This is a genomic window from Janthinobacterium sp. 17J80-10, from assembly GCF_004114795.1.
Taxonomy (GTDB): domain Bacteria; phylum Pseudomonadota; class Gammaproteobacteria; order Burkholderiales; family Burkholderiaceae_D; genus Paucimonas.
On sequence record NZ_CP035311.1, the window covers coordinates 997745 to 1022349 of the forward strand.

Below are 24605 nucleotides of genomic sequence, written 5' to 3' on the forward strand. Positions count from 1 at the left end.
AAATGAACCCGCAGTCGCGGGTTCATTTCATTGGGCGGGCGTATTTGCCCGCAGCGTCATTCTCTTTGTGAATTTTTGAAAGCGTGAAACCATGGCCGTCAATCTCCCACTTCCTGTTCCCGCCAGCCTGAAGCCTGTTGCCGGCATCGAACTCGGTCACGCTGAAGCCGGCGTGCGCAAGGCCAACCGCAAGGATTTGCTGGTGATGAAGCTGGCGCCGACGGCATCGGTGGCCGGCGTGTTTACCACCAATCGTTTCTGCGCGGCCCCGGTGCAGGTATGCAAGGCGCACCTGGAAGCGCTGCGCATCTCGGATTCGCCGATTCGCGCGCTGGTGGTCAATACCGGCAATGCCAATGCCGGCACCGGCGAGGCTGGCCTCATCAATGCCAATGCCACCTGCGCCGCGCTGGCCGAATTGCTCGGCTGCGAAGCGTCGCAAATCCTGCCGTTCTCCACCGGCGTGATTTTGGAGCCTTTGCCGGTGGACCGCATCAAGGCCGGCTTGCCGCAGGCGATTGCCAACCTGAAGGAAGACAACTGGTACAACGCTGCCGAGTCGATTATGACCACCGACACCCAGCCCAAGGCGGCTTCGCGCACGGTGACCATTAACGGCGTGTCCATCACCCTGACCGGCATCAGCAAGGGCGCCGGCATGATCAAGCCGAACATGGCGACCATGCTCGGCTTCATGGCAACCGATGCCAAAGTGGCCCAGCCGGTGCTGGAGCACCTGGTCAAGGAAGCCGCCGACCAGTCCTTCAACTGCATCACCATCGATGGTGACACTTCCACCAATGATTCCTTCATGCTGGTCGCCACCGGCGCTGCCGCGCTGGAAGTCAGCGAGATCGATTCGCCCGAATATGCCGCGCTGTTGCAGGCAGTCGTCGGCCTGTCGCAGGAACTCTCGCAGATGATCGTGCGCGATGGCGAGGGCGCCACCAAGTTCATCACCATTACGGTCGAGGATGGCGCAAATGTCGAAGAGTGCCGCAAGATCGCCTATTCAATCGGCCATTCCCCTCTGGTCAAGACGGCGTTTTTCGCGTCCGACCCGAACCTGGGCCGCATCTTGGCCGCGATCGGCTATGCCGGCGTGGACGACCTCGATGTCAGCAAGCTGAACCTGTACCTGGATGACGTGTGGGTCGCCAAGAATGGCGGCCGCAATCCCGAGTACCGTGAAGAGGACGGGCAGCGCGTGATGCAGCAAAGCGAAATCACGGTGCGCGTCAAGCTGGCCCGTGGTGATGCCGCTGCCACCATCTGGACGTGCGACCTATCGCACGACTACGTAACGATCAATGCGGATTACCGTTCCTGAGGTTTATAAAAGGTGACAGCATGACCCAACTCGAGCAATTCCTTACACGTGCAGAAGCCTTGCTGGAGCGCCTGGAAGGGATATTGCCGGCAGCGCACCCCGCGCCTGACTGGAAGCTGGCAAACGCCTACCGCTGGCGCAAGGCTGGCGGGCGCGGCCATTTGCAGCCGGTGACGCATGCGTCGCACATTCGCCTGTCCGACCTGCACCATATCGGACCGCAGAAGGCGCAGATCGAGCAGAACACGCGCCAGTTTATCGAAGGCAAGCCGGCCAACAATGTCTTGCTGACCGGCGCGCGCGGCACAGGCAAGTCCTCGCTGATCAAGGCGTGCCTGAACCAGTTTGCGCACCAGGGATTGCGCCTGATCGAAGTCGACAAGTCGGACCTGGCGGATCTGGCCGATATCGTCGACCTGGTGGCCGGGCGTCCCGAGCGTTTCGTGATTTTTTGCGACGACCTCTCGTTTGAGGAAGGCGAGAGCGGCTACAAGGCGCTCAAGGTGGCGCTGGATGGCAGCATTTCCGCCCAATCGGACAATGTGCTGATCTATGCGACCTCGAACCGTCGTCACTTGATGCCTGAGCGCATGTCCGACAATGCCAGCTACACGCATGACGATAACGGCGACCTGCATCCCGGCGAGACCGTCGAGGAAAAGATTTCGCTGTCAGAGCGTTTCGGGCTTTGGGTATCGTTCTATGCGTTCAAGCAGGATGATTACCTGGGCATCGTCGCCCACTGGCTGGCGCATTTCGGCTGCAACGCCGCGCAAATTGAAGGGGCCCGGCCAGATGCCCTGCGCTGGGCATTGCAGCGCGGCTCCCGCTCTGGCCGTGTCGCCTGGCAATTCGCCCGCGACTATGCCGGCCGCAACCCATCCTGAATGTCGATCGGAAATCCGTCAATGCGTCTAGCCGCGCCCCTGCCGATCGATGTGGCAGTCGGCATTCTGATGAAATCCGATGGCGACATCCTGCTCGCGCAGCGGCCGGCTGGCAAGCCATATGCCGGCTATTGGGAATTCCCGGGCGGTAAAGTGGAGCCCGGCGAAGCCATCGTCGATGCCTTGAAGCGCGAATTTGTCGAGGAGCTGGGCGTCGAAATCCTGGCGACAGAGCCCTGGTGCGGCGTCGAGCATGTCTATCCGCATGCGCACGTGCGGCTGCATTTTTATATCTGCCGCGATTGGCGTGGGGAATTGCAGAGTCTCGAAGGCCAGGCATTTGCCTGGCAGGGTAGCGTGCAGGTGGAGCCGATACTGCCGGCGACGATCCCCTTGCTGGAAGATCTGGACAAGCTGCGTTACGGCGACTGACGACGGCCGGCTATTGTTCGTCGTCGAAATCCTTGGGTGGGTTGACCGCGGGAATCGTGTATTTTTCCTCGGCCCATGCGCCCAAATCAATTTGCTTGCAGCGTTCCGAACAGAACGGCCGGAATTTGTTTTTCTCGCTCCACTCGACCTTCTTGCCGCAGGTTGGACAATCGACAGTCGTTGCCATGATCGCTACGCTATTCAGAAGTTACAGAGAGTCAGCTCGAACGGCACATCCGTTTCCAGCGGCTTGGGTTTCATATCGCCATCCTGGGAAGTAAAGCGAACCCACAGCATATACTTGTTGGCGGAAATCTCGGGAATGGCGCCGAGGTTTTCGTCGATCGTCAGACGCAGCATCTGATAGACCTTGCCTTGTAACATCTGCTGGTAACTGCCGGCCTGCGCAATCATCTTGGCCGGACGCCCCGACTCGCGCAACAATCGCAATACCAGGGCAATGGCCTCGAACAGCGGGGCCAGCGGCGCAAACCAGTTGGTGATATCGGCAATGCGCGCCTCCGCCGAGTGGTGCTGCCAGGCATAGTAAGAGGGCAGGTCGAATTCACAGGCGCCGCCCGGGATGATGGTGCGTCCGCGGATGCTCATCAGCCACTCGTTTTCCCGTACATTCTGGCCAGTCTTGCCCTGCGCGGCCATGAGCGCGCTGCTGGCGTGGTCAACTTCGCCAAGGATGGCGTTGAGCATGTCGGCCTGCACGTTCGGATTGGACTTGAAGCCGAGCAGTGTCTGTTTTTGTCGTTCGAGCTCCTGCAGCAGGTCGGACTTCAGGTCCGCGCGGCCGGCAACTTCGAGCATTTCGAAAATCGTCGCAAGCGCTGCATGATGTTGCAGGGGATGCGTCTGTTGGAAAAAGAAATTGAATTTCTCGTACAGGTCTTCCAGCCGCAACAAGGTGCGAATACGCTCGTTGAAAGGGTATTCGTAAACGATCAAAGTAGCATCCTCTTAAAGTTGTGCTGGCCCAATAGATTGTGATTCTGAACGATGCAGCAAAAAATTACAAATACTGCAGCAATATTTTATGCGCCAGCCTGCGCCAGCGAGCAATACAAGGCATGCAACCGATCAATTTGCGGCGCCAGTGCAGTCGCATCGCCCGCATTCGACAGAATATCATCGGCCGCTGCCAGGCGTTGCGCGCGCGTTGCCTGAGCGGCCATGATGGCGCGTACCTGGACTTCGTCCAGGCCACTGCGCGCCATCACGCGCTGCACTTGCAGGGGTTCCGGGCAATCGACCACCAGGATGCGCGATACGCGCTCTTTCCAGTTGCCCGATTCGACCAGCAAGGGCACCACAAACATCAGATACGGGCCCCGGGCGTGTTGGGCGGCCCGTTCGCATTCACTCTTGATCAATGGGTGTAGGATGGCTTCCAGGCGCTTTTTTTCAGCCGGATCGCCAAACACCCTGGCACGCATGCGGGCGCGGTCGAGGGCGCCGTCCGCAGCTATGAATTCGGTGCCGAACTGCCTTGCAATGGCGGGCATGGCAAAACCGGCCGGCATTGTCAGTTCGTGGGCGATCTGGTCAGTGTCGATGATGGCTGCGCCATGCGCCGCAAACATGTTGGCCACCGTCGTCTTGCCGGAACCTATTCCCCCCGTCAAGCCCACCGAAAACGCCATCGCCGCCATAATTGTCAGAACAAGTAATCGAGATAAGCCTGGGTAATCGTGTTTCCGTACACCATGGCGATCATGCCGGCAGCGGCAAGATAGGGGCCGAAAGGCATCGGGTTTTCCCGCCCATGTTTGCTAAGCAGGATCAAGGTGATGCCAACGATAGCGCCGACCACGGAAGACAGAAGAATAATTGCCGGCAGCATTTTCCAGCCTAGCCAGGCGCCCAGTGCTGCCAGGAGCTTGAAGTCGCCATAACCCATGCCTTCCTTGCCGGTGGCCAGTTTGAACAGCCAGTAGACCGACCATAGCACAAGATAGCCGGCAGCTGCGCCGATGACCGCGTCGGTCAGCGGCACGAAGGTGCCCTGCAGGTTGATCAGCAATCCAGCCCACAGCAGCGGATAGGTCAGGTCGTCAGGCAATAACTGGGTATCGGCATCGATGAACGTCATGGCGATCAGAAGCCAGGCAAAGACGACGCTTGCCAGGCCCGCTGCACCGCTGCCGAAATGCCAGACCAGAAAAAAGGACAGGGCGCCGGTCAGCAATTCTACTGCCGGATAGCGCGGCGAAATCGGTGCCTTGCAGGCGACGCATTTGCCGCGCAGGACAAGATAGCTGATTACAGGAATGTTTTCCCAGGCGGTGATGGCGTGGCCGCAGTGTGGGCATCCGGAGCGCGGCATGACCAGGTCATAGCGATCCTGGTGCGGCAGCGGCTTGCCGCTTTCATGGGCGACATAATTGTCCGACTCGCGCTGCATCATTTTGGGCATGCGATGGATGACGACGTTCAGAAAACTGCCGACCAGAAGGCCGATTAGGCCGGCAACTGCAGCGCTGGCCAGGGTGCCAGGCGCCGCAAACAAGAGCGCATCCCACATCAGACGACTGAACCTAATTTGAAGATCGGCAGGTACATGGCAACCACGAGGCCGCCAATGATTACGCCGAGGATCGCCATGATGAACGGTTCCATCAGGCTGGAGATTGAGGCAACCGCTTCATCGACTTCGGCCTCATAAAAATCCGCAACCTTGCCAAGCATGGAATCAAGCGCGCCGGATTCTTCGCCAATGGCCACCATTTGCGTAACCATGCTCGGAAATACATTGGCATTTTGCATGGCAGCAGTGAGGCTGGTGCCGGTGCTGACCTCCGTCTGGATTCTTTTGGTGGCATCGACATACACGGCATTGCCTGAGGCGCCGCCAACCGAGTCCAGCGATTCAACCAGTGGCACACCAGCGGCAAACATGGTGGCCAGCGTCCTGGTCCAGCGGGCGATCGTCGCCTTGCGGATGACGTCGCCGAATACTGGTGCCTTGAGCAGCGTACGGTCCATGAAGTGCTGGACCTTTACCGAGCGTTTCCAGGATTGAAAAAATATGTACAGCGCGGCAAACAGGCCGCCAAAGATGAGGTACCAATAAGTAACAAAGAAATCTGAAACCGCCATCACCATGAGCGTAGGTGCTGGCAAATCGGCACCAAAGCTGGCAAAGACTTCCTTGAATGCCGGAACCACCCAGATCATGATGACGGAAGTAACGACGAAGGCCACCACCAGAATCGAAACTGGATAAAACAAGGCTGACTTGATCTTGCCCTTGATCGCCAGGGTTTTTTCCTTGTAGATCGCCAGGCGGTTAAGCAAGTCTTCCAGGATACCTGCCTGTTCACCTGCACTGACGAGGTTGCAAAAAAGTGTATCGAAATACAAGGGGTATTTGCGGAATGCCTGGTTCAGGCTGGTACCGGTTTCCACATCGCCACGGATATCCAGCAAGAGCTTGGCGACGGAGGGGTTGGCATGGCCTTTGGCAACGATTTCAAACGATTGCAATAGCGGCACGCCCGCCTTCATCATGGTCGCCAGCTGGCGGGTGAACAGCGTGATGTCCTTCTCGGTAATTTTCTTGCCGCTTTTGAAGGAACGCTTCTTGATCTTTGTGACCATGATGCCTTGCCGGCGCAAGGTGGCATTGACCAGGGCTTCGCCATTGGCTCGCATCTCGCCTTGTACGATCTTGCCTTGCCGATCCTTGCCTTGCCAGACATAGACGGCTTCCTTCGCCGTGCCTGAGGCTGTATGTTTGCGTGCGGCTGTGGCCATGCTTTATCCCCTCTGTTTCATTCGTTGGTGCAACCCAGGACTTCTTCCAGGCTGGTAAATCCCAGTTTGACCTTGACCAGGCCAGATTCCCGCAAGGTCCTGATACCTTCGCGCCGCGATTGTTCTTCGATTTCCAGCGCCGTGCCATGGGCCAGGATGATGCGCTCGATCTCTTCAGAAATCGGCATGACCTGATAAATGCCCACACGGCCCTTGTAGCCGCTGCCGCTGCAGCGTTCGCAGCCGACAGCCTTGTAGGGCTGCCAGGCACCATCGATTTCTTCTTCCTTGAAACCCGCTTCCAGCAGCGCTTCGTCCGGGATGGTGGTAGGCTGCTTGCAGGTACACAGGCGCCGGGCCAGGCGTTGTGCGGTGATCAGGATCACCGACGATGCAATGTTGAATGGCGCCACGCCCATGTTCATCAGTCGCGTCAGCGTTGCCGGCGCATCGTTGGTATGCAGCGTGGAAAACACCATATGGCCGGTTTGCGCCGCCTTGATGGCAATATCCGCGGTTTCCAGGTCGCGGATTTCACCCACCATGATAATGTCCGGATCCTGCCGGAGGAATGCTTTCAGCGCTACTGGGAAAGTCAGGCCGGCACGGTCGTTGACGTTGACCTGGTTTACGCCTGGTAAGTTGATTTCGGCCGGGTCTTCCGCAGTCGAAATATTGATTCCGGGCTTGTTCAGGATGTTCAGGCAGGTATACAGCGACACTGTTTTGCCCGAGCCGGTCGGCCCGGTCACCAGTACCATGCCATAAGGCCGTTCAATGGCGTTGAGCAGGATTTCCTTCTGGTCCGGGTCATAGCCGAGCGCATCGATGCCCATTTGCGCCTGGGTGGCATCCAGAATACGCATGACGATTTTTTCGCCAAACAGCGTGGGCAGCGTGCTGACGCGGAAGTCGATTGACTTGGTCTTCGAGACCACCAGCTTCATGCGGCCATCCTGCGGCACGCGTTTTTCCGAAATGTCGAGCTTGGAAATGACCTTGATGCGCGAGGCCAGCTTTTCCTTGATCGCCAATGGCGGTTGCGCGACTTCCTTCAATACGCCGTCGACGCGCAAGCGAATGCGGTAAAACTTTTCAAAGGGTTCGAAATGCAAGTCCGAGGCGCCAGCGTTAATGGCATCGATCAGGATTTTTTGCAGGAACCGGACAACCGGCGCATCGTCAATATCGGCGGTTGGCCCGCTTTCCGTGGTAGTCGTCGTGTCGACTTCGGCAAAATCGATATCCAGGTCATCGCCGATCAACTCATTCAGATTTTGCTCAGCGCTTTGGCCGAGTTTTTCGACCAGTTGCAAGAGCGCCGGATGCTCGACAATGACGGGCTCAACCGACATTTGAGTCTGGAACTTGATCTGGTCGAGGGCCTGACTGTTGGTCGGGTCGGAAATTGCTACCGAAATCTTGTTGCCGCGCTTGGCCAGCGCGATGACCCGCTGGCTTTGCATCAGTTTGGGGTCGATCAAGCCTTCCGGACGCGTATTCAGGCTGAAGGTGGCAATATCCAGAACAGGATAGGCAAATGTTTCTGAGCAAAATGCCGCCAGAGCGCGTGGCTCGATATAGCCGCTTTGCACCAATGCATCAATAAAGGAGATCTTTTCCGACTGCGTCCGCTTGGTTAAAGCATCCACTTGCTGAGCGGAAATGCGGCCGGCATGGAGCAATACTCTGGCCAAAGCAGGAATCGCCGTGCTGGAAACCGTGTTGGGAAAAACTGCCGCCATAAAGTTGTTGTGCCGAAATTACCAAAGAATCATCCAAGTTGCGTTAGATAATGCCTATAGGCACCTGATTTGTAAAGGTATTGTGATTTTTTGTTAATTGATCAGTGTGCGAATCGATACACTTTTGTGTCTGCGAAGATTTGCCTGAGGGAAATTAAGGATCTGAAAAGGAAATGCCTCCGATCAGGAGGCATTTTTGATAACGTGGCTTGTCAGTAGGAAATGCAACGTCGCAAGGCGCATTGATACTTAGTCTTCATCGTCCGGGATGACGGCATCTGCGACCGCACCGACTGTCTTCGCAGCAACCTTGACGCCGGTGGCAGCGACCGTGACGACCGCATCAGCCACGGCGACGACAGCGCAACCGTTCAGGCAGGTGGCAATGGCGAGGAGGAGTAAAAAATGGAGGGTTTTTGTCGTCATGGAGTCAGGGCCTTGCCTTTCACAGGCGAGTGCCTGATTTTTGCGTCTTGATCACGCCGGATTCGATGTGGTCACCGCAAATTAGTTCCCATAAAGCAAAACAGGCCCCGTTCAGGGGCCTGTAAAGACAATGGAAATCTGGTCGGGGTGAGAGGATTCGAACCTCCGGCCTCTACGTCCCGAACGTAGCGCTCTACCAGGCTAAGCTACACCCCGATTGCGAAGTCGTTTTTGGGGCCAGGACTCGCCGGATTTCTCCAGGAAGTTGCCGCTCAATGATTTCGACCAACCGCGAAAGCGCATAAGTTTATCAAAGATTCTTTCGATTGGCTATTATCCCAGCCATTGATGGCATGGGCGGCGCGCTGGGCTGCATGCTCGGCTGCCTGCCTGGTGTAGTCGAGTGCGCCGGAGGTCGTGACAGCTTCCAGAATTTCGCTGAAACGGGATTCGTCGCCGTTTTCTATGCAGGCGCGTACCAGTTCGCGCTGGCTCGGGGTGCCATTCTGCAGCAGGTAAATCAGCGGCAGGGTCGGTTTGCCTTCGCGCAGGTCGTCGCCGACATTCTTGCCGATTTCTTCGGCATTGCCGGAATAATCCAGCACGTCATCGATCAGCTGGAAGGCAGTGCCCAGCGAGCGGCCGTATTCTGCCGCCGCCTCGACGTCGGCTGCCGAGGCGCCTGCTGCCAGTGCGCCGATCTGGCTTGCGGCTTCAAACAGCTTTGCCGTCTTGGAGCGGATCACCTGCAGATAGCGCTCCTCGCTCACGTCCGGGTCGTGCATGTTCAGCAATTGCAGTACTTCGCCTTCGGCAATGACGTTGGTGGCATCGGCGAGGATTTGCATGATCCGCATATCGCCGACTTTGACGATCAGCTGGAAGGCGCGAGTGTAAATGAAATCGCCGACCAGCACCGAGGCGGCATTGCCGAACAGGGCATTGGCGGTCTGGCGGCCGCGGCGCAGCGAGGATTCATCGACCACGTCGTCGTGCAATAACGTGGCGGTATGAATGAATTCGATCAGGCCTGCGAGGGTGTGGTGAACATTGCCGCTGTAGCCATGGGCATTGGCGGCAAGCAGCACCAGCATGGGCCGGATGCGTTTGCCGCCGGCGCTGATGATGTATTCGGCGATCTGGTTGACCAGCGGGACATCCGAATTCAATTGCTGGCGGATCAGGCGGTTGACCGCTTCCATATCGGCGGCAATGGGTTGGACGATGCTTGCTTGGGTAATCAGGGAGGAAGACAAGGGAAGGCCTGCGAAATCATGAATATCATGCCGATTATACGATGATTGAACGATAATTCGCCGGCGGCAAGCAGCTATCTCTGGCGCTAGCCGTCGAATTTCGGGCTTGGCGGCAGGAAACTGCAATCAACCGGGTTTTGACCTCGCAGCTAAGTCCATGTATAATTTCAGGTTTTCTCGATTCTTGGCTATTCGCTGCGGCGGGAAAAAGGAAAAAGTTTAAAAGTTTTTAACCCAATTGATGAGGTTCACCATGTACGCGGTCATAAAAACCGGCGGCAAACAATATAAAGTTGCTGCTGGCGAAAAACTCAAAGTAGAACAGATACCTGCAGACATCGGCGCCGACATCACCTTGGATCAAGTGCTCGCATTGGGCGCTGGCGATACCATCAAGTTTGGTGCGCCGCTGATTGAAGGTGCTACGGTTCTGGCTAAGGTATTGGCGCAAGGTCGCCACGATAAGGTCAAGATTTTCAAGATGCGTCGTCGTAAGCATTACCAGAAACGTCAAGGCCATCGCCAAAATTACACCGAATTGCAAATCGTCTCGATCAACGGCTAATCGCCGGTCGGGCTAATCAAATACCTAGGAGTCTGAAATGGCACATAAAAAAGGCGGCGGCACTACGCGCAACGGCCGTGATTCCGAGTCGAAACGACTTGGCGTCAAGGTCTACGGCGGCCAGGCAATCAATGCCGGCGGCATCATCATTCGTCAACGCGGCACCAAGGTGCATCCTGGCGAAAACGTCGGCATGGGCAAGGATCACACCCTGTTCGCGCTGATCGATGGCAAGGTGCAGTTTGTCACCAAGGGTGCGCCGCAACGTAACCTGGTGACTGTCGTTCCCGCGTAAGCAGCGGCAAGTTGCAGGCAAGGCGCAAGCCTTCTATCTAAAAGGCTCTGCCGTCGGTAGGGCCTTTTTTAATGTTTTAATGTTTTTTTGGCGGCAAAATCATGAAGTTTATTGACGAAGCAAAAATCGAAGTCATTGCCGGCGATGGCGGCAACGGCGTTGCTTCCTTTTGCCGCGAAAAATTCCGGCCATTCGGCGGCCCGGATGGCGGCGATGGCGGCAAGGGCGGCAGCATCTGGGCGATCGCCGACCGCAACATCAATACCCTGGTCGATTTTCGCTATTCCAAGATGCACAAAGCCAGGAATGGCGAAAACGGCCGTGGCTCCGATTGCTATGGCAAGGGCGCGGAGGACATTTCCCTGCGCATGCCGGTGGGTACCTTGATTACCGACTATGCCACGGGTGAAATCGTCGCCGACCTGACCGAGCATGGCCAGGCAGCACTGCTGGCGCAGGGTGGCGAAGGGGGATGGGGCAATATCCATTTCAAGTCGTCGACCAACCGGGCGCCGCGCCAGAAGACCGATGGCAAGGAAGGCCAGCGGCGCGAACTGAAGCTGGAGCTGAAGGTGCTGGCGGACGTGGGCCTGCTGGGCATGCCGAATGCCGGCAAGTCGACGTTCATTACCGCGGTGTCCAATGCCCGGCCAAAAATCGCCGATTATCCTTTCACCACGCTGCATCCCAATCTGGGCGTGGTGCGCGTGTCGCATGAAAAAAGCTTTGTGATCGCCGATATCCCGGGCCTGATCGAAGGCGCGGCAGACGGCGCCGGCCTGGGTGTACAGTTTCTGCGGCATTTGCAGCGCACCGGCCTGTTGCTGCATATCGTCGACCTGGCGCCTTTTGACGATACCGATCCGGTCAAGGAAGCCAAGGCGATCGTCAAGGAATTGAAAAAATACGACGAAACTCTGTTCGACAAGCCGCGCTGGCTGGTGCTTAACAAGCTTGACGTGGTGCCGGAAGGCGAACGCGCCAAGCGGGTCAAGGATTTCATCAAGCGCTTCGCCTGGAAAGGGCCGGTATTCGAAATCTCGGCCTTGACACGTGAAGGCTGCGAAGACCTGGTCATGGCCATCTATGAGTACCTGGCAGAGCAGCGCCAGCAGGAACATCGCGCCGAAGAAACGCAAATGGCCGAGGAAGCGCGCGGCATCGCATCGATCGATCCGGACGACCCGCGCTTCAAGTTGGCTGATTCCTGAACCATTTCTACTAAAAATGGCCGGCATGCTGTCATGCGGCCTTATTTTCCCTGCTCGAAAACCATGAATTCCGTCATACAGAATGCCAAGCGCCTGATCGTCAAGGTCGGGTCATCCCTGGTGACCAACGATGGCCGTGGGCTTGACAGCGCTGCCATTGCCAAGTGGGCGGAGCAGATTGCCCGCTTGCGGCAAATGGGCAAGGAAGTCGTGCTGGTCAGTTCCGGCGCCATCGCCGAGGGCATGCAGCGCCTGGGGTTCGACAAGCGCCCTACCGGCGTGCACGAATTGCAGGCTTGCGCCGCAGTCGGACAAATGGGGCTGGCGCAGATCTACGAAACGAGTTTTCGCGCATACGACTTGCGTACCGCCCAGGTGTTGCTCACGCATGCCGACCTGGCCGACCGCGAGCGCTATCTGAATGCGCGCTCCACGCTGTTTACCCTCCTGCGCCTGGGCGTCGTGCCAATCATTAATGAAAACGATACCGTGGTCACCGATGAAATCAAGTTCGGTGACAATGACACGCTGGGTGCCCTGGTTGCCAATCTCATCGAGGCTGATGCGCTGATCATTCTGACGGATCAAAAGGGTTTGTATACGGCTGATCCGCGCAAGAACCCTGCAGCGCAATTCGTGCACCAGGCCCAGGCTGGCGATCTGGCACTCGAGGAAATGGCCGGCGGCGCTGGCAGCAGCATCGGCCGCGGCGGCATGCTGACCAAGATTCTGGCAGCCAAGCGCGCTGCTTCTTCGGGCGCGCACACCGTGATTGCCTGGGGACGCGAAGAGAGCGTGCTGACCCGCCTGGCCGACGGCGAGACGATCGGCACCCAGTTGACTGCCATGACAGCACGCCTGACTGCGCGCCAGCAATGGATGCGTGACCATTTGCACACCGCCGGCAAAGTCATGCTCGACAGTGGCGCCGTGCAAAAACTGACCGAAGAAGGCAAGTCACTGTTGCCGATTGGCGTGATCAAGGTTTCCGGCAAGTTCGGCCGCGGCGACGTCATCACCTGCACCGACCCGGAGGGCAGGCCGGTGGCGCGCGGCATCTCCAATTACGCCAGTTCCGAAGCGCGCCGCATCATGGGCCATGTTTCTTTGGAAATCGGCGACATTCTCGGTTTTGTGGAAGAGCCTGAGTTGATCCACCGCGACAACCTCGTACTGCTTTAGGCTGACTTGCCGCATACCGCGGCGCTGCTGCTGCGGTTGTGCGGATAGGTTCGCCCGGTTTTAGCGATAGCTCGGTGACACGACTAGCGGTTGCTGGTAGCGCAGGCGATTGGCGATGTCCTTGGCATTGCCCTCAACAATTTTGTGTCGGCAAAAGTAATCACGTGCCAACGCAGCATGTTGCCGGTTTGCCCCGGTACCCGTGATGGGATCCCATTGGTCGCGCCGCGAGCGCGTCCAGCTGCCGTCTTTCTGGCCGAACGCATACAGCTTCTTTTCATAAGACTCGCAGCGGATGCCTTCGTAGCTGATACCTTGCGCGCCGGAAGGGCTGCGGCTGACCAGCGTATAACGCACCACGCTGTCATCGCCTACCGAGATGGAGGCGATATCGACGGCAAAACGCAGGGTCGTCGTGCCGCTGACTTCGAATTCTGCAAGGTTTTCCGGTTTGGGCGCTGCCGGCAATTGCACCGCAACCTCTTGCCAGGGCTGAGCATTATCTTCAAACCCCTCATTCAGACGGGGCAAGACCTGGCCTGCGGCACTGCCGGCGGCGAGCAGGGCAACGAATCCTGCAAGTACCCCCCACGCTTTGCTGGGCCGCTGCGCCGATGTTTCCTTTGGAGTAACTTGCAATAAAAAATTGGCTGCCATGAATGTATTCAATCGTTGTGGTGTTCGACAGCGGGCTGGTCCGGCGCTGTCGTGCCTTCGCCATGGGCCTCAGACTCCGGACGCCCGCCCCGTTGGTGCTGATGGCGCTGCGCCGGTCGTGCCAGGAAACGCGACAACTCCTGCAATGCGCGCTGGTAGACGTCGCGCTTGAATTCGATCACGACCTCCAGCGGCACCCAGTAACTGTGCCAGCGCCACGCGTCGAATTCCGGATGGTCGGTCAGACGCAGGTTGATGTCGCAATCGCGGCCTACCATGCGCAGCAGGAACCAGATCTGCTTCTGGCCGCGGTAATGGCCACGGATGTCGCGCTTGATGAAGTGATCGGGCACCTCATAGCGCAGCCAGTCACGTGTGCGGCCGATAATCTTGACATGCTCAGCCTTCAGGCCGATTTCTTCCTGAAGTTCCCGGTACATCGCCTGCTCCGGGGTTTCGCCGTATTTGATCCCGCCTTGTGGGAATTGCCACGAATGCTCGCGCACACGCTTGCCCCACCACACCTGGTTATGTGTGTTTAGCAAGATAATGCCGACGTTCGGGCGAAAGCCTTCACGATCCAGCATGATTCCACCTCAAACTTTCCGCGGTTAATGCACCCGGTCAGGCTTGCAGCACAGGCCTTTTTTTATGTCCGGCACCCTGGAGAGAAGGGGCGGGAACAGGCAAAAACAATCAAATGTGCGAAGAATGGGCGCATCGACCAGCTAATCCTTTAAAATTGGGTTGATTATAACCCTCTCTTTTTAAAAAAGAATTCACCGATATGCGCGCTTCACGTTTTTTTATTTCAACGCTCAAGGAAGCCCCCGCCGATGCCGAAATCGTCAGTCATAAGCTGATGATGCGGGCGGGTATGATCAAACGCCTGGGCTCGGGCATCTATACCTACATGCCGATGGGTTTGCGGGTAATCCGCAAGGTGGAAAATATCGTGCGCGACGAAATGAACCGCGCTGGCGCCGTCGAGCTCCTGATGCCGCTGGTCCAGCCAGCCGAACTGTGGCAGGAAACCGGGCGCTGGGACAAGATGGGGCCGGAATTGATGCGGGTGAAAGACCGTCATGGCCGCGATTTTGCCATCCAGCCAACGTCCGAGGAAGTCATCACCGATGTGGTGCGCTCCGAAATCAAGTCTTACAAGAAGCTGCCTGTGAATTTTTATCACATCCAGACCAAGTTCCGTGATGAGCGCCGTCCCCGCTTTGGCCTGATGCGCGGACGCGAATTTACCATGAAGGATGCCTATTCCTTCGATCGGGATGTCGCCGGCATGCAGCAGTCTTACCAGGTCATGTATGACGCCTATGTCCGCATTTTCAATCGCTTCGGCTTGCAATTCCGTGCCGTCGCTGCCGACAATGGCGCCATTGGCGGTTCCGGCTCGCACGAGTTCCACGTGATCGCCGACACCGGCGAAGATGCGCTTGTGTACTGCCCGCAATCCGATTACGCCGCCAATATCGAGGCGGCAGAAGCCCTGGCGCCAGCCGCCGCGCGTGCCGCCGCGACCGCAGATCTGGTCAAGACACCGACGCCGGGCAAAGCGAAATGCGAAGACGTTGCAGCCCTGCTTGGGCTGCCCCTCGCTGCGACCGTCAAGTCGATCGTCCTGGCCGTGGATAGCGAACAGGATGGCAAGGCCGCGACCCAGATCTGGCTGTTGCTCTTGCGCGGCGATCATGAACTCAATGAAGTCAAGGCTGCCAAGGTGCCTGGCCTGGCCAATTTCCGTTTCGCTTCCGAAGCGGAAATCGTGGATTGCTTTGGCACGCCACCTGGTTACCTTGGCCCCATCGGTACCCGCAAGCCGGTCAAGGTCGTGGCCGATCGTACCGTGGCCACCATGAGCGATTTCGTCTGCGGCGCCAACGAAGCCGGCTTCCACTACACTGGCGCCAACTGGGGGCGCGACGTTCCCGAGGCACTGGTTGCCGATTTGCGCAACGTGGTGGAAGGTGATCTCTCGCCGGATGGCAAGGGCGCGCTGGCAATCCAGCGCGGCATCGAGGTTGGGCACGTGTTTCAACTGGGTACGCGCTACTCGCAGGACATGCAGGCCAATTATCTGGATGAAACCGGCAAGCCGCAACTGATGCAGATGGGGTGCTACGGCATTGGCGTCACCCGCATCCTGGGTGCGGCAATCGAGCAAAACTTTGACGATCGGGGCATCATCTGGCCAGCTTCGATTGCGCCTTTTGAAGTTGTGCTCTGTCCTATGGGATATGATCGCAGTGAAACGGTCAAGGCCGAAACCGACCGCCTGTATACCCAATTGCTGGATGCCGGGGTCGACGCGATCCTGGATGACCGTGGGGAGCGCCCTGGTGCGATGTTCGCCGATTGGGAGCTGATTGGCGTGCCGCACAGGATCGTGATCGGCGAGCGCGGCCTCAAGGATGGCCAGCTGGAATACCAGGGGCGCCGCGATACTGGCGCAACCAGCGTGCCGCTGGCTGATATGGCCGCCTTCTTGCAAGCGAAACTGGCAGCTTGAGCCGGGTATTAAAGGGAAGCATGTTGTTCAGAGGTTCTTGCACCAATAGGCGGCGCATCGCAGGCGCGATCCTGGTCATGCTTTCGGTATGCGTCGCATCGGCCCACGCCGGCAACCAGAAGGAAGAGGCTTTGGCCGATTCGGTCCGTATTGCCCTGGCGCGGGCCATTACGGATGCGGCGCCGCCCACGCCGCAATTCGACAACATCGACGCGCGCATCAAGTACCTGCACTGGCTGGGGGAGATGTCGACGCGCCTGAAGAAAAAGCTGCCGGATGTGCAGGTCAGGCAGGAATTCCTGCGAACGGCATGGTATGAAGCCAAGCGCGCCGGGCTCGATCCAGGCCTGGTGCTTGGCCTGATCCAGGTGGAATCGGCATTTCGCAAATATGCGGTTTCGCCGGTAGGTGCCCATGGCTATATGCAGGTCATGCCGTTCTGGTCCCGTGTCATCGGCGATGGCGATCGCAGCAAGCTCTTCCACATGCAATCCAACCTGCGCTATGGTTGTTCGATCCTGCGCATGTATATCGACATGGAGCGCGGCAATCTGTATCTGGCGCTCGGCCGTTACAACGGCAGCCGCGGCCGGGCGGAATACCCGAATGCGGTGCTGGCTGCATGGAAGAAATGGGAATTCCAGGATGACCCCGCCAATACGCCGGTGCTGACCCAGAAATGACGAATTGCGGAAAGCGGTAGGCCGGGTTGCGAAGGCGAAGCGGCAGGCTAGGGGTTCCCCCTCTGTCCCTAACTGACCATAGTGGAAACAAAAACGCCCGCGCGATGCGGGCGTTTTTGTTTGGCACTTGGCAAAAATTATTTCAAGTGGTCAGAGATGAGTTTGGTCATCTCGAACATTGACACTTGCTTCTTGCCGCCAAAGACTGCCTTCAGCTTGTCGTCTGCATTGATGTTGCGCTTGTTGGCTTCATCCTGCAGCTTGTTCTTCTTGATGTATTCCCACACCTTTTTGGTGACTTCAGTACGCGGCAGGGGAGTTGCGCCAACTACGGCAGCCAGGATGGCGGACGGAGTCAGCGGTTTCATGAAGGCTGCATTGGGCTTGCGCGGCGTCTTCGGCTTTGCTGCCGCTTTCTTCGCTACCGGCTTTGCTGCTGCTTTTTTGGCGGGCGCTGCTTTTTTGGCTGGAGCGGCTTTCTTCGCTACTGGCTTGGCGGCGGCCTTCTTGGCAGGGGCTGCCTTCTTTGCTGGAGCTGCTTTCTTTGCTGGAGCTGCTTTCTTTGCTGCTGGCTTCTTCGCGGCCGGTTTGCTGGCTGCGGATTTTTTGGCTGTTGCCATCTTGAGACCTCCTTCACAATCAGTGTTGGGAAATGCGCCATTTCACGCACCGCTAATAGTGGTAGCGTTTTATATGGGATGCAAGCATTTTTTGCACAGTTTGACAAGATTTTGTAGGCGGCGAGCCACGCCTGCGTCATAGGGGGAAGGCAGGCCTCAGATTTTGATCAGGATCGATGGAACCAGGGGCGGGGATTTATGTGCCCGCTGCTCTGCGCCTTGCACCAATCGAGAGCATGGGGCACATCATGGCAGGGCAATCAGCGCGTTCCCGGCATCATGCCCTTCATGCTGCGCATCATTTTCATCATGCCGCCGCCCTTGAGCTTCTTCATCATTGACTGCATTTGCTCGAATTGCGCCAGCATGCGGTTGACTTCCTGCACCTGTACCCCGGATCCGGCAGCGATGCGGCGCTTGCGTGCCGCCTTGATCAGATCGGGCTTGGCGCGTTCCACGGGGGTCATGGAATTGATGATGCCTTCCATGCGCCGGACCTGTTTTTCGGCCTGGTCCATGCTGGCGCCGGCGGCGGCTTGCTGGAATTGGGCGGGCAGCTTGTCCATCAGGCCTGACAACCCGCCCATCTTCTTCATCTGGCTCAGCTGGGCCTTGAAGTCATTCAGGTCGAACTTGCCGCCGCCCTTGATTTTTTGCGCAAGATCCTTGGCGGCGGCGATGTCCACCCCCTTTTGGGCTTCCTCGACCAGCGCCAGGATATCGCCCATGCCCAGGATACGGTTGGCCATGCGCTGCGGATCAAATGCCTCCAGGCCATCCAATTTCTCGGCAACGCCGGCGAACTTGATCGGCTTGCCGGTAATGTGGCGCACCGAAAGGGCGGCGCCGCCGCGCGAATCGCCGTCGAGCTTGGTCAGCACCACCCCGGTCAGCGGCAGCGCATCATTGAAGGCCTTGGCCGTATTGATGGCATCCTGGCCCAGCATGGCATCGACCACGAACAGGGTTTCAATCGGCTTGACCGCGGCATGGATGGCCGCGATTTCGCGCATCATGGCTTCGTCGATGCCAAGGCGGCCGGCGGTATCGACGATGAGGACATCGTGGTAATGCTTTTTGGCGTAATCGAGCGCTGCCAGGGCGATCGCCACAGGCTCGTCACTGGCTTGCGAGGGGAAAAAATCCGCGCCAACCTGACCGGTGACGGTCTGCAACTGGCCGATGGCGGCAGGGCGGTAAATGTCGGCCGAGACTGTCAGGACTTTCTTCTTCTTTTGCTCGCGCAGGTATTTGGCCAGCTTGCCCACGGTAGTCGTCTTGCCGGCGCCTTGCAGGCCGGCCATCAGGATGACGGCGGGCGGTTGAGTGGCGAAATTGAGCTGGCTGGCTTCGGGACCCAGGTCCGCCCCCATGAGGGCGGCGAGTTCGCGCTGGACCACGCCAACCAGGGCCTGGCCAGGCGTCAGGGAGCCGATCACTTCCTCGCCCAGGGCTTTTTCCTTGACCTTGGCGATGAATTCGCGCACTGCCGGCAGCGCCACGTCAGCTTCCAGCAAGGCCAGTCGTACCTCGCGCAACATTTCAGCGGTATTGGACTCGGTCAGGCGCGCTTCGCCGCGCATGGTTTTAACGGCTTTGGCAAGGCGTTGGGTCAGATTGTCGAGCATGGATAGGGAGCGAAAATGTAAGTCGGACAATGGGGCAGGCCGGCACTGCTGCTTGCCGGACGCAAGGCTTGACATTCTACCTGATGCGCGCCGCGGCGACGAAGGTGGTGGCCGCAAGCATTACATGGTGTAAACTAAAACGATGCAAACCTCCATTTCACTCTTGGCTGCAACTTTGTATGGTGCCTGTGCCGTGCTGCCGGCTGACAGGCGCCGGGCGATTGCCTTCGGTGTCGCTATTGGCTGGCTACTGCATGGTATTGCTTTGGCAATGGATGTCTTGTCACCATTGGCATTGCGGCTTGGTTTCGCGGTCATGTTGTCGGCGACGTTGTGGATTTCCGTGGCGGTTTATTGGCTGGAGAGCCGAAATTTTCCGCTTGATGGCTTGCGCCCGCTGGTCTTGCCTTGTGCCGCTCTGGCGGTTTTGTTGCCTATTGTATTTCCGGGCACTGTGGTTTCCCTTGAGGGCAAGCCGGCATTGTTTTCCTGGCATGTCGCGATTTCACTGCTGGCCTATAGCACCCTGACGATCGCCGCCTTTCATGCCATTCTGATGGCGCTGCAGGAATCGAAGCTGCACACGCGCTCACCCGCGGCGTTCGGCGGTGGCTGGTTTGCCGCAGCGCTGGATCGCCTGCCCGCCTTGCTGACCATGGAAAAACTGCTGTTTCGCATGATCGGGCTTGGCTTTGCGCTGCTGACGCTGACAGTCTTGTCCGGCGTGGTGTTTTCCGACCAGTTGTTCGGCCAGCCGGTAAAGTGGAACCACAAGACCATTTTCACCATGCTGTCGTGGTTCATGTTTGGCCTGCTGCTGGTCGGGCGGCGCTGGCGCGGCTGGCGCGGCAAGACGGCGCTCAGCTTCACCCTGAGCGGTTTTGCCACCTTGTTGCTGGCCTATGTGGGCAGCCGGTTTGTATTGGAAGTCGTCTTGCACCGGGGACTGGCATGAAGTTGTTGATCTGGCTTGTGATCGTTGCCCTGGTCGTGGCATGGATAATGCGCAGCAAAAAAGCACCGGTGCAAAACGAGGGCGGCATCCGGCAGTCGCAGGACGTCGGCGGCCACCTGAAACCTGAAGCCATGTTGCAATGCGCCCGTTGCGGTACTTATTTCCCCGCCTCCGAAGCCGTCACGCTGGCATCCGGCAGGGTTTTCTGCTCCGAAGAGCACCGCCGTCAGGCTGTTCCCGGTGATTGAGCGGCAACGTCTTGGCTAGCTATCTGCAATCGCACGACCTCAAGCGACTGGTGTGGCCTGCCGGAAATTTCGCTGCATCTTCGAGCGCGTCCGGCGTTTCGCGGGAAGCCTTCTGGCGCTCGCTGCAAACCTTTGCCGTGACCCGTGTAGTGATTTCGCTGGTCTTGCTCATTTATGTCAGTTTCAGCGGCAAGAAGGCATTTCTGGAGCCGGATCGATTTGGCGACCTGGCCGCCGGCCTCGGCTACCTCATGCTGGCGCTGGGGTTTTTTATCCTGGTACTGTATTGGCGGCGCCGTTTCCTGCTGCAACTACTCTCGCAAATCCTTGTCGACATCAGCGTGATTTCCCTGTTGTATGTCAGCGCGGGAGGCGCCAAGAGCGGCTTGGCGATTCTGTATCTGTTTCCGCTGGCGGGGTGTGCCATTCTCGCGCCACTTGTCTGGGCGCTGTTTTTCGTTTCGCTGGTGAGCCTGATATTGCTGGGCGAAAGCGCGTACCAGCTTGCCAGGGACATGCCCGAAGTTTCCATTTCACACGCCGGCCTGTATGGCGCCGCCTTTTTCGCCGCAGCGCTTGTGATTAACCGTCTGGCGGCCAAGCTGATCCGTCAGGAAGCCCTGGCAGCAAGGCGTGGCGAGGATTTGCAATTGCAGCAGGCAATCAATCGCATGGTCATTGCTGACATGGGCGACGGGATTCTGGTGGTGTCGTCGGAAGGCATCATTCTGACCGCCAATCCGGCGGCCGAGCGCATGCTGGGCATGAGTTTCGCGGATGCTGAAATGCGCTTCAAGCTGACGGATATCGCTCCCTTGATGCCAGTGGCCCAGGCATTTTTTGCCTGGTTGCCCCAGTCCGTCACGCCCCGTGCCGAGTCGGGACTGGTGGAAGGGCCAGCGGTATTTGTCATGATCAAGCCGCCGGAAGAAGCGATTTCCTATGCCGGCAGCGCCATGCGCGGTTTGCGGCATGATCTGGCAGCGCATTTGAAATTGCGCTTCGCCAAGGTATATGCCGAAGGCCGCGTCACCGACCGGACCGTGATTTTCTTGCAGGACGTGACGGAAATCGAAAATCAGGCGCAGCAATTGAAACTGGCTTCGATGGGGCGCCTGACCGCGAGCATTGCGCATGAGGTGCGCAATCCGCTATCGTCGATTTCCTACGCCGCCGCTTTGCTCGGCGAGGAACAGACCAATCCTGCACAAGCCAGATTGCTTGCCATCGTCGGCGATAACGTCAAACGGCTTAATTGCATGATCGAAGATATCCTGAAGCTCTCGCGCAAGGCGCAGCCGCAGGCGGCCCCGTTAGCCCTGGAAGATTTTTTTGCTGAAACGCTGTCGGAATTTCGCGAAACCCATGGTTTGGCAGCGGACCTCATGCGCATTGGCAGCATGGCGAATTTACACGTCTGGTTCGATCCCTTGCACCTGCGTGAAGTCGTGTTTAACCTGCTGGCGAATGCCTTGCGTTATGCCAGCGGTAGCCCTGACAGCATTCGCGTGTACGCCATGCCGGATGGCGCGGGAAGGCTGGAGTTGCATGTGCAGGATGATGGTGCGCCGATCACGCCACAGGTCCGGGCCCACCTTTTCGAACCGTTTTACACCACATCGAGCAAGGGCACGGGGCTGGGGCTCTACCTTGCGCGGGAATTGTGCATTAACAACGGCGCCATGCTCGATTACGAATATCACGCCGGCGATGGCGGCGCGGAGCCTGCGGGCGGGCGTTTCGTCATTACGATGGCCATCGCCCATCCGCATTGACTACCTATAACAAGAATCTGATATGAGCGTACCCCGCATACTGGTGATCGACGACGAGCCCGATTTGCGCGAGCTGGTCGAGATAACCTTGCTCAAAATGGGCCTGGATGTGGATAGTGCCGATCGCCTGGCAACCGCGCGCGCGCTGCTCCAGCAGCACGAATATGCGCTGGTGCTGACCGACATGCGGCTGCCGGACGGCATGGGCATTGAGTTGGTGCGGGAAGTGACTGGTGCCTGCCGCAATACCCCGATTGCCGTCATTACCGCTTTCGGCAGTGCCGACAATGCCGTCACCGCCCTGAAAGCCGGCGCTTTTGATTACCTGAGCAAACCGGTCGGGCTGGACCAGTTGCGTTTGCTGGTACAGTCGGCTTTGCGCATCAGTACAGTTGCAGGGGGGGGCGGCAAGGCGCCCGCGGTTGCCGGCGGCGGCATCAGCCTGCGCCTGATGGGGCAATCCTCGCTGATGCAGGATTTGCGTACGCAAATAGCGCGTCTGGCTCGCAGCATGGCACCGATTGCCATCACCGGCGAGTCCGGCAGCGGCAAGGAGCTGGCGGCGCGCGATATCCATGCGCAAAGCGCTCGTGCCGACAAGGCATTCATTGCCGTGAATTGCGGCGCCATACCCGAATCCCTCATGGAGGCGGAATTTTTTGGCTATCGCAAGGGCGCGTTTACCGGAGCGGCCGAGGATCGCGATGGTTTTTTCCAGGCAGCCAATGGCGGTACGCTCCTGCTGGACGAGGTGGCGGACTTGCCCCTGGCAATGCAGGTAAAACTGTTGCGTGCCATTCAGGAGCGGCGCGTGCGCAAGGTCGGCGCGACGGTCGAAGAGCCGGTCGATGTGCGCTTGATCAGTGCGACGCACCAGGATCTGGCGGAGTGCGTTGAAAAAGGCAAGTTTCGCCAGGATTTGTATTACCGTCTGAACGTGATTGAATTGCGCCTGCCATCGCTGCGGGAGCGGCTGGAGGATGTCGGTTTGCTGGCCGAGACGATCCTGGCAAAACTGGCAGGGCCAGGCATGGCCAGGGTGACACTGGCGCCAGCCGCACTCGCAGCGCTGCGCGGCTACTCTTTCCCGGGCAATGTGCGCGAACTGGAAAATATTCTGGAACGCGCCATGGCATTTGCCAATGACGATGTCATCGAAGTGGCCGACCTGGCCTTGAAAGCTGCCGGGATGGTGCCTTCCGGGCTTGCTGCCGCAGCGCCGGCGGCCGCGCCCGAGGTCGCGGAACCGATGCTGCAGTCAGCTGAGTCAACGTTTGCCGGGGACGCTCCTGCCGATACCGTATCGGTACGCTTCCACATGCCGCCAACGCCCGACGTGGCCGAGCCGCTCGGGGCGGCCGTAGCCGAGTTGCCGCCCTTGCCGGCCAGCCTGCCGGATCATCTGGACCAGGTCGAGCGCGAAATCATTTGTCGCGCGCTTGCGCAGACCCGTTTCAATCGTACGCAAGCCGCGGAATTGCTTGGAATTAGCTTTCGCCAGTTGCGTTACCGTATGCAGAGGTTAAGTATTCATGAACCGGAATGAACCGCTCGCGCTGGAGATGGATGCCGACGGCTGGTGCCGCCAGGCGCAGCACCGGCCGTCGCCCAATTTCGATGCGCGGCCCGAACCGACCGATATCGATTTGCTGGTGATTCACAATATCAGCCTGCCTCCGGGGCAGTTCGGTGGTCCTTATATTGCTGATTTGTTCGGCAATTGCCTCGATTGCGATATCCATCCGTATTTCGACCAGTTGCGCAGCTTGCGCGTGTCTTCGCATTTCCTGATACTCCGCGACGGTGGCCTGATACAATTCGTGTCCGCCGACCAGCGGGCCTGGCATGCCGGCGTGTCCTCGTTCGAGGGACGCGAGCGTTGCAACGATTTTTCGATCGGCATTGAGCTGGAAGGCAGTGACTTTGTTCCTTTCGACGATCGCCAATACCACACCCTGGCAGAACTGACTGTTGCATTGCGACGACGCTATGCCTTGCGTGCGGTGACCGGCCATCAGGATATCGCCCCCGGTCGCAAGACCGATCCCGGGCCATATTTCGACTGGACTGCTTATTGCGTCCTTGTCCGGCAACACGAAAAAGCAACGAGCAATTCAATGGGGCTGGCCTTCCCGGCCCTGGATGTCCGTCCCGCCTGATTGTCAACCTCCAGACAGCAAAAAAATTATTTTTTTGAATGTAAAAATATATTGCGCATGGCAATCTCAGGTACTAGAATTAGTTTGGTTCGCAAATCAAACCACTAGATGTAGTGGGAAACCTTTCGAAGAGTAAAAATCCTCACAGCGATCTCCCGGCGAGGCGCATGGTAATTCGGAAGCTGTAACCTCTTCAAGGGCAAGCCTGGCCGGCAGTACAGTGGCCGGGCTGTATAACACAATCAAATCATTATCAATGGGGGGA

The 24605-nt window shown here is 58.2% G+C and carries 26 protein-coding genes and 1 tRNA gene; 14 read left to right on the plus strand and 13 right to left on the minus strand.

Annotation, left to right across the window (positions count from 1 at the left end; genetic code table 11):
• Window positions 1–91 precede the first annotated feature (91 nt).
• Genes argJ through EKL02_RS04485 form a run of 3 tightly spaced genes read left to right on the plus strand, consistent with a single transcriptional unit; the run spans window position 92 to window position 2649 of the window.
• Window positions 92–1330 (plus strand): bifunctional glutamate N-acetyltransferase/amino-acid acetyltransferase ArgJ, encoded by a 1239-nt coding sequence (argJ, locus tag EKL02_RS04475; RefSeq protein WP_128900925.1) that lies wholly within the window; start codon window positions 92–94, stop codon window positions 1328–1330.
• A gap of 20 nt (window positions 1331–1350) precedes the next feature.
• Window positions 1351–2217, plus strand: a complete 867-nt coding sequence (locus EKL02_RS04480; RefSeq protein WP_128900926.1) for an ATP-binding protein — start codon at window positions 1351–1353, stop codon at window positions 2215–2217.
• A gap of 21 nt (window positions 2218–2238) precedes the next feature.
• Window positions 2239–2649: an NUDIX domain-containing protein gene (locus tag EKL02_RS04485; protein WP_128900927.1), complete on the plus strand. Its 411-nt coding sequence runs from the start codon at window positions 2239–2241 to the stop codon at window positions 2647–2649.
• A 10-nt stretch (window positions 2650–2659) separates the two neighbouring features.
• Here EKL02_RS04485 and yacG read toward each other — a convergent pair whose 3' ends face one another.
• The 9 genes from yacG to ispB all read right to left on the minus strand — a co-directional run bounded on the left by yacG (window position 2660) and on the right by ispB (window position 9787).
• Window positions 2660–2836, minus strand: coding sequence for a DNA gyrase inhibitor YacG (gene yacG / locus EKL02_RS04490; protein ID WP_128900928.1), 177 nt, complete (start codon window positions 2834–2836; stop codon window positions 2660–2662).
• Window positions 2837–2850: 14 nt separating this feature from the next.
• Window positions 2851–3606 carry a cell division protein ZapD gene (gene zapD / locus EKL02_RS04495; protein ID WP_128900929.1) on the minus strand — a complete coding sequence of 252 codons (756 nt, stop codon included), beginning with the start codon at window positions 3604–3606 and terminating at the stop codon, window positions 2851–2853.
• 86 nt (window positions 3607–3692) lie between these two features.
• Window positions 3693–4301: a dephospho-CoA kinase gene (gene coaE, locus EKL02_RS04500; RefSeq protein ID WP_128900930.1), complete on the minus strand. Its 609-nt coding sequence runs from the start codon at window positions 4299–4301 to the stop codon at window positions 3693–3695.
• 14 nt (window positions 4302–4315) lie between these two features.
• Complete coding sequence (locus EKL02_RS04505) at window positions 4316–5182, minus strand: A24 family peptidase (RefSeq protein WP_128900931.1); 867 nt, start codon at window positions 5180–5182, stop codon at window positions 4316–4318.
• Window positions 5182–6414 (minus strand): type II secretion system F family protein, encoded by a 1233-nt coding sequence (locus EKL02_RS04510; RefSeq protein WP_128900932.1) that lies wholly within the window; start codon window positions 6412–6414, stop codon window positions 5182–5184. The genes EKL02_RS04505 and EKL02_RS04510 overlap by 1 nt, the downstream gene beginning before the upstream one ends.
• 17 nt (window positions 6415–6431) lie before the next feature.
• Window positions 6432–8159 carry a type IV-A pilus assembly ATPase PilB gene (gene pilB, locus EKL02_RS04515; RefSeq protein ID WP_128900933.1) on the minus strand — a complete coding sequence of 576 codons (1728 nt, stop codon included), beginning with the start codon at window positions 8157–8159 and terminating at the stop codon, window positions 6432–6434.
• Between the two features lie 249 nt (window positions 8160–8408).
• Window positions 8409–8585: an NF038104 family lipoprotein gene (locus EKL02_RS18120; protein WP_164931949.1), complete on the minus strand. Its 177-nt coding sequence runs from the start codon at window positions 8583–8585 to the stop codon at window positions 8409–8411.
• A 139-nt stretch (window positions 8586–8724) separates the two neighbouring features.
• Window positions 8725–8801: transfer RNA gene (locus tag EKL02_RS04520), tRNA-Pro, on the minus strand.
• A 56-nt stretch (window positions 8802–8857) separates the two neighbouring features.
• On the minus strand, window positions 8858–9787 hold the full coding sequence (ispB, locus tag EKL02_RS04525; RefSeq protein ID WP_241687848.1) for an octaprenyl diphosphate synthase: 930 nt from the start codon (window positions 9785–9787) through the stop codon (window positions 8858–8860).
• 307 nt (window positions 9788–10094) lie between these two features.
• Here ispB and rplU point away from each other — a divergent pair, with 307 nt between their 5' ends.
• From rplU to proB, 4 genes are all read left to right on the plus strand, one after another.
• Window positions 10095–10406 (plus strand): 50S ribosomal protein L21, encoded by a 312-nt coding sequence (gene rplU / locus EKL02_RS04530; RefSeq protein ID WP_119787204.1) that lies wholly within the window; start codon window positions 10095–10097, stop codon window positions 10404–10406.
• Between the two features lie 37 nt (window positions 10407–10443).
• Window positions 10444–10701, plus strand: coding sequence for a 50S ribosomal protein L27 (gene rpmA / locus EKL02_RS04535; protein WP_128900935.1), 258 nt, complete (start codon window positions 10444–10446; stop codon window positions 10699–10701).
• Between the two features lie 101 nt (window positions 10702–10802).
• A complete protein-coding gene (gene cgtA, locus EKL02_RS04540) occupies window positions 10803–11912 on the plus strand; it encodes an Obg family GTPase CgtA (protein ID WP_128900936.1) in 1110 nt (369 codons plus the stop codon).
• A gap of 63 nt (window positions 11913–11975) precedes the next feature.
• Complete coding sequence (gene proB / locus EKL02_RS04545; protein WP_128900937.1) at window positions 11976–13094, plus strand: glutamate 5-kinase; 1119 nt, start codon at window positions 11976–11978, stop codon at window positions 13092–13094.
• A 60-nt stretch (window positions 13095–13154) separates the two neighbouring features.
• Here the strand turns inward: proB and EKL02_RS04550 are convergent, their stop codons facing one another.
• Together EKL02_RS04550 and EKL02_RS04555 are read right to left on the minus strand one after the other, a co-directional pair.
• The gene (locus EKL02_RS04550; protein ID WP_128900938.1) at window positions 13155–13751 is read right to left on the minus strand and encodes a CNP1-like family protein; all 597 of its coding nucleotides are present in this window, start codon (window positions 13749–13751) and stop codon (window positions 13155–13157) included.
• A gap of 8 nt (window positions 13752–13759) precedes the next feature.
• Entirely contained in the window at window positions 13760–14338 is a 579-nt protein-coding gene (locus tag EKL02_RS04555; protein WP_241687780.1) for an RNA pyrophosphohydrolase, read from the minus strand.
• Between the two features lie 200 nt (window positions 14339–14538).
• Between EKL02_RS04555 and EKL02_RS04560 the strand changes: the two genes are divergently transcribed.
• Both EKL02_RS04560 and EKL02_RS04565 read left to right on the plus strand, forming a co-directional pair.
• Window positions 14539–16272 (plus strand): proline--tRNA ligase, encoded by a 1734-nt coding sequence (locus EKL02_RS04560; protein ID WP_128900939.1) that lies wholly within the window; start codon window positions 14539–14541, stop codon window positions 16270–16272.
• A gap of 77 nt (window positions 16273–16349) precedes the next feature.
• Window positions 16350–16955 (plus strand): lytic transglycosylase domain-containing protein, encoded by a 606-nt coding sequence (locus EKL02_RS04565; RefSeq protein WP_128900940.1) that lies wholly within the window; start codon window positions 16350–16352, stop codon window positions 16953–16955.
• A gap of 137 nt (window positions 16956–17092) precedes the next feature.
• On the opposite strand, the gene EKL02_RS04570 is transcribed toward EKL02_RS04565, so the two are convergent.
• Together EKL02_RS04570 and ffh are read right to left on the minus strand one after the other, a co-directional pair.
• Window positions 17093–17575, minus strand: coding sequence for an SWIB/MDM2 domain-containing protein (locus tag EKL02_RS04570; RefSeq protein ID WP_128900941.1), 483 nt, complete (start codon window positions 17573–17575; stop codon window positions 17093–17095).
• Window positions 17576–17835: 260 nt separating this feature from the next.
• Complete coding sequence (gene ffh / locus EKL02_RS04575; RefSeq protein WP_128900942.1) at window positions 17836–19203, minus strand: signal recognition particle protein; 1368 nt, start codon at window positions 19201–19203, stop codon at window positions 17836–17838.
• A 142-nt stretch (window positions 19204–19345) separates the two neighbouring features.
• Here ffh and ccsA point away from each other — a divergent pair, with 142 nt between their 5' ends.
• From ccsA to ampD, 5 genes are read left to right on the plus strand one after another with little or no spacing between them, the layout of a single operon-like run.
• Window positions 19346–20158, plus strand: a complete 813-nt coding sequence (gene ccsA, locus EKL02_RS04580; protein WP_128900943.1) for a cytochrome c biogenesis protein CcsA — start codon at window positions 19346–19348, stop codon at window positions 20156–20158.
• Window positions 20155–20406, plus strand: coding sequence for a PP0621 family protein (locus EKL02_RS04585; protein ID WP_128900944.1), 252 nt, complete (start codon window positions 20155–20157; stop codon window positions 20404–20406). The genes ccsA and EKL02_RS04585 overlap by 4 nt, the downstream gene beginning before the upstream one ends.
• A gap of 11 nt (window positions 20407–20417) precedes the next feature.
• Window positions 20418–22181, plus strand: a complete 1764-nt coding sequence (locus EKL02_RS04590; RefSeq protein WP_241687781.1) for an ATP-binding protein — start codon at window positions 20418–20420, stop codon at window positions 22179–22181.
• A 22-nt stretch (window positions 22182–22203) separates the two neighbouring features.
• Window positions 22204–23727, plus strand: coding sequence for a sigma-54 dependent transcriptional regulator (locus EKL02_RS04595; RefSeq protein ID WP_128900945.1), 1524 nt, complete (start codon window positions 22204–22206; stop codon window positions 23725–23727).
• Window positions 23714–24340 carry a 1,6-anhydro-N-acetylmuramyl-L-alanine amidase AmpD gene (ampD, locus tag EKL02_RS04600; RefSeq protein WP_128900946.1) on the plus strand — a complete coding sequence of 209 codons (627 nt, stop codon included), beginning with the start codon at window positions 23714–23716 and terminating at the stop codon, window positions 24338–24340. Before EKL02_RS04595 ends, ampD begins: the two co-directional genes overlap by 14 nt.
• The last annotated feature ends 265 nt before the right edge of the window (window positions 24341–24605 follow it).